Annotated in this window: 4 protein-coding genes; 3 read left to right on the plus strand and 1 reads right to left on the minus strand. The window is 66.1% G+C overall.

Annotation, left to right across the window (positions count from 1 at the left end):
- Window positions 1-31 precede the first annotated feature (31 nt).
- Genes ACX1D0_RS13425 through lacZ form a run of 3 tightly spaced genes read left to right on the plus strand, consistent with a single transcriptional unit; the run spans window position 32 to window position 4,807 of the window.
- Window positions 32-994: a carbohydrate ABC transporter permease gene (locus ACX1D0_RS13425; RefSeq protein WP_459018502.1), complete on the plus strand. Its 963-nt coding sequence runs from the start codon at window positions 32-34 to the stop codon at window positions 992-994.
- The gene (locus tag ACX1D0_RS13430) at window positions 987-1,799 is read left to right on the plus strand and encodes a carbohydrate ABC transporter permease (protein WP_459018503.1); all 813 of its coding nucleotides are present in this window, start codon (window positions 987-989) and stop codon (window positions 1,797-1,799) included. Before ACX1D0_RS13425 ends, ACX1D0_RS13430 begins: the two co-directional genes overlap by 8 nt.
- Window positions 1,796-4,807, plus strand: coding sequence for a beta-galactosidase, LacZ type (gene lacZ / locus ACX1D0_RS13435; protein WP_459018504.1), 3,012 nt, complete (start codon window positions 1,796-1,798; stop codon window positions 4,805-4,807). Before ACX1D0_RS13430 ends, lacZ begins: the two co-directional genes overlap by 4 nt.
- Window positions 4,808-4,868: 61 nt before the next feature.
- Here the strand turns inward: lacZ and ACX1D0_RS13440 are convergent, their stop codons facing one another.
- Entirely contained in the window at window positions 4,869-6,260 is a 1,392-nt protein-coding gene (locus ACX1D0_RS13440) for a uridine kinase family protein (RefSeq protein WP_459018505.1), read from the minus strand.
- Window positions 6,261-6,582 lie beyond the last annotated feature (322 nt).

Genomic DNA, 6,582 nt, shown 5'->3' on the forward strand with positions numbered 1-6,582 from the left:
CCCACCCGCGCGAAAGGTGGTGTGATCGAACATGAGTCAAAGCTCCCGGGTGGCGGTCCGCAAGGCCGCGCCACTCGATGCCCTGGACGGACAACCGTCCAGGAATCGGCGTCGCTTCGGCATCGAGGCGCAACGCAACCTCACCGGCTGGATCTTCCTGCTTCCAGCCGCCGTCCTCATCCTCTGGATGAACTTCTACCCCATGCTTCAAGCCCTGATCCTGTCCCTGAAGACGGGCCGAGGCACCCGGGTGGACTTCGCGGACCCTCTCTACTTCAACTACGAGAGGCTCTTCAGCGACGAGATCTTCAAGCTCACCGTCCAGAACACGTTCATCTACCTGATCATCCAGGTGCCGATCATGTTGGTCATCGCGCTGGTCCTGGCCAACCTGCTCAACGACAAGAACCTGCGATTCAAGGGCCTCTGGCGCACCGCGATCTTCCTGCCGTGCGCGGTGTCGCTCGTGTCCTACTCGCTGGTGTTCCGGACCATGTTCGCCAACGACGGCCTGGTCAACGACATGCTGATGGGGCTCAACTTCGTTGATTCGCCCGTCAACTGGCTGGGCCAGACCGGCACCGCGCGGTTCGTCATCATCCTGGGCCTGCTGTGGCGCTGGACGGGCTACAACATGGTGTTCTACCTTGCCGCGCTGCAGAACATCGACTACTCGTCGCTCGAGGCCGCCAAGATCGACGGCGCCAGCTCGTTCCAGACCTTCTGGTACGTCACCGTCCCGCAGCTCAAGCCCATGATCCTGCTCACCGCGATCCTGTCGACCAACGGCACCATCCAGCTGTTCGACGAGTCCTGGAACCTGACGCAGGGCGGCCCGGCGTACACATCGATGACGATGTCGCACTACCTGTTCGAGGTCTCGTTCCAGCGCAACCCCAATTTCGGCTACGGAGCCGCACTGTCCTACGTGATCCTCATCATGGTGGCGGTCCTGGCATTCATCCAGATGAAGGTGGGTGACAAGCGTGACTAAGACCCAGCTGCGCAAGGTCCCGGCATACCTGTTCCTTGCGGTCTCGGCCATCGTGTCGATCTTCCCGCTCTACTTCATGGTGGTCTCGGCCACCAACACCAGCCAGGACGTCCTCAACTCCCGGATGCTGCCCGGCACGGCCCTCTTCGACAACTTCTCCTCGTTGGTGGCGCAGCAGGACGTGGCCTCGGCCATGTGGTACTCCACCGTCAACGCCGTCGGCACCACGGTGCTCGCTCTCTTCGTGTGCTCCATCGCGGGCTACGGCTTCGAGGTCTTCCATTCCAAGGGCAAGGACCTGCTCATGGGCGTGCTCCTGCTGGCCATGATGATTCCCTTCGCCGCGACCATGATCCCCCTGTTCCGGATGTTCGCGGACTTCGGGATGATCAACTCGGTGGGCGCGGTGATCCTGCCCGCGATCGCGACCCCGTTCCTGGTCCTCCTGTTCCGTCAGGCGTCCCGGTCCTTCCCGCACGAGATCATCGAGGCGGCCAGGATCGACGGGTTGCGCGAGTTGAGCATCTTCTTCCGCATCTTCATCCCGACGATGAAGTCCACCCTGGCGGCCGCGGCCGTCATCACCTTCATGACCGCGTGGAACAACTTCCTGTGGCCGAAGGTGATCCTTGTCAACAACAACTTCCAGACCATGCCGATGCTCATCTCGAACCTGCGCGCCGGCTACGTGACCGACTACGGAGTGCTGATGCTCGCCGTCCTGTTGGCGTCCCTGCCCACGATGGTGATCTTCCTCGTGCTGCAGCGCGCCTTCGCCGAGGGCATCACAGGAGCTATCAAATGACGTTCGATCGCAGCAGAATCGCCGACCCCACCTACTTCGCCGAGAACCGGCTCCCCGCACACTCGGACCATCGCTGGTTCGCGGGACCGGCGGAGGCCGCGTCGGGGACCAGTAGTTTCGAGAAGTGCCTCAACGGCGTGTGGAAGTTCCACTACGCCAAGAACCTGTCGCTCACCCCGGAGGGATTCGAGGCGTCGGACTACGACACCGACGCCTGGGACGACATCCGGGTCCCCGGCCACATTCAGCTGCAGGGCTACGACCGCCCCCAGTACGCCAACGTCCAGCACCCGTGGGACGGGCTCGAGGACATCTGGCCGGGCCAGATCCCGCAGAAGTTCAACCCTGTGGGCAGCTACGTCACCCACTTCACCCTCGACCACCCGCTGGCCGACGGCGAGCGCCTGAGCGTGTCGTTCAAGGGAGCGGAGTCCACCATCGCGGTGTGGCTCAACGGCCACTACGTGGGCTACGGGGGGGACGCGTTCACGCCGTCGGAGTTCGACCTCACGCAGTACCTCGTCGACGGCGAGAACAAGCTGTCGGCGCAGGTGTACAAGTGGAGCGGTGCCGCCTGGATCGAGGACCAGGACTTCTACCGGTTCTCCGGGATCTTCCGCGACGTCATGCTCTACCGCCGGCCGGCCGTGCACGCAGAGGACCTGCGAATCACCACGGATGTGGCCGACGACCTCGCGTCGGCGGTGGTGCGGGTCGCCGTGTCGCTGCAGGGGGAGGGCTCCGTGCGGGCCCGCCTGGGCGGGGTCGGCGCGCTGACCACGGCCGACGACGGGGTCCTGACGGTCGCCGTCGAGCAGCCCCGCCTGTGGAGCGCGGAGGACCCGCACCTCTATGACCTCACCGTCGAGGTGCTGGACACGGGCGGCGCCGTCGTCGAGGTGATCCCTCAGCGGGTTGGCATCCGCCGCTTCGGCATCGAGGACGGGTTGTTGAAGATCAACGGCCGCCGCGTGGTGTTCAACGGCGTCAACCGGCACGAGTTCGGGCTCGAGGGCCGGGTGATGAGCCGCGAGCAGACCGAGGCGGACATCCGCCTGATGAAGGCCCACAACATCAACGCGGTGCGCACCAGCCACTACCCGAACAACTCGTTCCTGTACGAGCTCACCGACGAGTACGGGCTGTACGTCATCGACGAGATGAACCTCGAGTCCCACGGCATGTGGGACGCGGTGGTCCGGGGGCGCGTCACGTTGGAGCAGGCGGTGCCGGGAGACCTGCCCGAGTGGCGCGACGTCCTGCTGGACCGCGCCTCCAACATGCTCGAGCGGGACAAGAACCACGCCTCGATCGTCATGTGGTCCTGCGGCAACGAGAGCTTCGGCGGCACCAACCTGCGCGACGTGGCGGACCACTTCCGCTCGCTGGACACCCGCCCGGTGCATTACGAGGGCGTCCACTGGGACCCTCGCTACCCGGAGACCACGGACGTGGTCAGCACCATGTACACCCCGGCGGCCGCCATCGAGGAGTTCCTCAGCACCAACCGGGACAAGCCCTACATCCTGTGCGAGTACGCGCACACGATGGGCAACTCGTTCGGCGCCGTCGACAAGTACATCGACCTGGCCTACCGCGAGCCGCTCTACCAGGGCGGCTTCATCTGGGACTTCTCGGACCAGGCGATCCGGCTCACGGACCGGCACGGCACGGAGTACTTCGGCTACGGCGGCGACTGCGGCGAGGCCCCGCACGACGCGGAGTTCAGCGGCAACGGCATCCTCTTCGCCGATTACACCCCCACGCCCAAGATGCAGGAGGTGAAGAAGCTCTACCAGGGCCTCGTCATCGAGATCTCCGGCGATTCCTTCGAGGTGGAGAACCGGCACCTGTTCACCGGCACGTCGGTGTACAAGTGCGTGGTGACGCTGCGGCGCGAGGGTCGCGGGCTGGCCGAGGGCGTCGTCGAGACGGATGTGGATCCCGGTGACACCGGCAACTTCCCGCTGCCCTTCGACCTGCCCGAGGCCGCCGGCGAGTACACCGTCGACGTGTCGTTCCGGCTCCGCCACGCCGCATCCTGGGCCCCGGTGGGGCACGAGGTGTCGTGGGAGCAGGCGGTGTTCACGGTCGCGGGGGCCTCGGCGGCGTTGTCGCCGCGGAGCGCGCCGCAGTTGATCGACGGCATCCACAACTTCGGCGTGCGCGGCCGGCACTTCACCGCGCTGTTCTCCAAGCTGTACGGCGGGTTGGTCTCCTACCGGTACGGGTTGAGCTCGGACGGTGGCCGGGAGCTGTTGCGCGCCATCCCGAAGCCCAACTTCTGGCACGCGCCCACCTCCAACGAGCGCGGCTGGAACATGCCGTTCCGCGACGGTCAATGGGCCCTGGCAAGCCGGTACGCCGAGGCCAGTGAAGCCGGTCCCTCGGCGGAGGTCGTGGAGGACGCCGTCGTGATCCGCTACACCTACGAGCTGCCCAGCAGCCCGGCAGGGGAGTGCGACGTGGTCTACCGGGTCGACGGCGAGGGTCGCGTGGAGGTGACACTCACGGTGCGGCCGGGCGACGGGTTGACCGACATGCCGGAGTTCGGGCTCATGCTGGTCACGGATCCCGAGCTCAACCGGCTCAGCTGGTACGGCGAGGGCCCGGAGGAGAGCTACGTGGATCGTCGCGCGGGGGCACGCCTCGGGGTGTGGTCGGCGGACGTGTCCGAGCAGCTCACCCCCTACATCAGGCCGCAGGAATCTGGCAGCCACACCGGCGTCCGCTGGGCGACCGTGACCGACGTCCACGGCGCCGGGCTCCGGTTCGACTCGGTCGACGAGCCCATGGAGTTCTCGGCCCTGCCGTGGACCCCGTTCGAGATCGAGAACGCGGCGCACCCCGTGGACCTGCCACCGATCCAGAAGACGGTGCTGCGCCCGGCGCTCATGCGTCGCGGCGTGGGGGGCGACGACTCATGGGGCTCCATGACCCACCCCGAGTACCGCCTGCCCCAGTGCCAGGAGCTGGTGTTCACGTTCGGGTTCCAGGGCATCCGCTGACCTCGTCTCCTGAGGGCCGCCTCCGCTTCGGCGGGGGCGGCCCTCAGGAGCGGGAGACCACTCAGGGGGCGTCGTAGATGCTGCCGCCGATGAACTCGCGCAGGATCGAGTTGAACGGGACGCGTTCCGTGGCGATGGGCTCGAAGAAGGTGAGCAGGTTCAGGAGACGGTCGCGGGTGTCGACGTGAGGACTGGAGTCCGGGATGGTCCCCAGTGCCTCCTCAGCGAAGGGTCGCAGCGCGTTCAGCTCGTACATCATGCTCGAGTTGAACATCACGTCGGCGTCCTCCTGGAAGTGGAACACGGAGGCGTACTCGCCGCGCCGCACGCTGTCCCATTGGTCGACGGTGACCTCCGGCGAGATGCCGCGGTGCTCGTGGTCGCGGACCATGCGGCGCAGCAGCCGGACCTCGGTGGTCGGCACCCGGTTCATCAGGTCGATGTTGAGTCCGCCCAGGGCGCTGACGTAGACCTTGAACACGGCGCTGCGGTGAATGCCCTCCACCAGCCTCGGGTTGAGGGCGTGGATCCCCTCGATGACCAGGATCTCGGCCGGCCCCACGTGCAGCGGGGTCGTCACTGGCAACCGGCGTCCCGTCACGAAGTCGAAGCGGGGTACCGCCACGGCGTGGCCCGCCACCAGCTTTTGGATCTGGTGGGTGAGGAGGGGCAGGTCGAGCGCGTCGAGGCTCTCGAAGTCGTACCGGCCGTCCTCGTCGACGGGGGTCCTTTCCCGGTTGACGAAGTAGTTGTCTAGCGACAGCGCCACGGGCTTGAAGCCGTTGACCTCCAGCTGGGTGGCAAGGCGCTGCGTGGTCGTGGTCTTCCCGGACGACGACGGCCCCGAGATGGCAAGGACGCGCAGCGCCCGTCGCTGGGCCAGGATCACGTCTGCGATGTCCGCGAGCTGCTTCTCGTGCAACGCCTCGGCGATGCTGATGAGCTTCCACGGACGCCCGGCCCTGATGTAGGCGTTGACGTCCGCGACCACCTCGACATCGACGCGGTCGAGCCATTCCTGGCTCTCCGAATAGGCGGATGACAAGCGGGTCGGCGGAATGAGAGGCGCGCCGTCGCCCTTGTCGACGTCACCGAAGTCCACGATGAAACCCTGCGCGAAGGGGATCACCTCGAAGGGTTCCACCTGACTCGGCTGCGGAAGCGCGGGGTACACGACACGGGCCACCACGTCGCCCACCTGGTAGACGTGGTAGCCACCGTCACGACCCAGGAAGGCGATGCTGCTCGACGGGTCGAAGGCCCACTCCTTGAGCCGCACGCCGATCTGGTGCACCTCGCGAGTGGAGAGCGCCGATCCCACCAGGTTGCAGAAGACGCCCTCCAGGATGGAGTACGACGTCTTCAATCGTTCATCCGGGAACAGGTCGTGGATCGCCTTGATCAGACCCAGCTTGACCGTCTGCCGCCCCTGACGGAGGTGCGTCTCGCGCATGGTCGACCCTTTCATCGAGTTGGGACGAACCTACTCGCCGTGCCGCTGAGACGAGTTTGTTCCCTGGGGCAACATGACGGGCTTCTTCTCAGTCCGTCGGAGGGGGCCCGACGGGCCCTCCCGCCAGGCCACCCATGAGAAGAAAAGGCGGCCCCATACCTAGTCGGGAGGCTGTCGAGGCATAGACCCTCAAAGCTTACCCAAGGCGTCGGCGCGGCCGTCAGCCGGGGTGCCTGAAAGTGACCCTTGTGACTTCTCAGGAGCGGCCCTAGCGTCAAGCTCGTTCGCCCAGGACTCGTACGCACCAGCGGAGGGGGGGCCC

Source organism: Tessaracoccus pujii, assembly GCF_054483895.1.

Excerpts from the sequence above, each read along its gene's own strand:
- lacZ (WP_459018504.1), top strand. The coding sequence starts at position 1,796 with ATGACGTTCGATCGCAGCAGAATCGCCGACCCCACCTACTTCGCCGAG.
- ACX1D0_RS13440 (WP_459018505.1), bottom strand. The coding sequence starts at position 6,260 with ATGCGCGAGACGCACCTCCGTCAGGGGCGGCAGACGGTCAAGCTGGGT.
- ACX1D0_RS13425 (WP_459018502.1), top strand. The coding sequence starts at position 32 with ATGAGTCAAAGCTCCCGGGTGGCGGTCCGCAAGGCCGCGCCACTCGAT.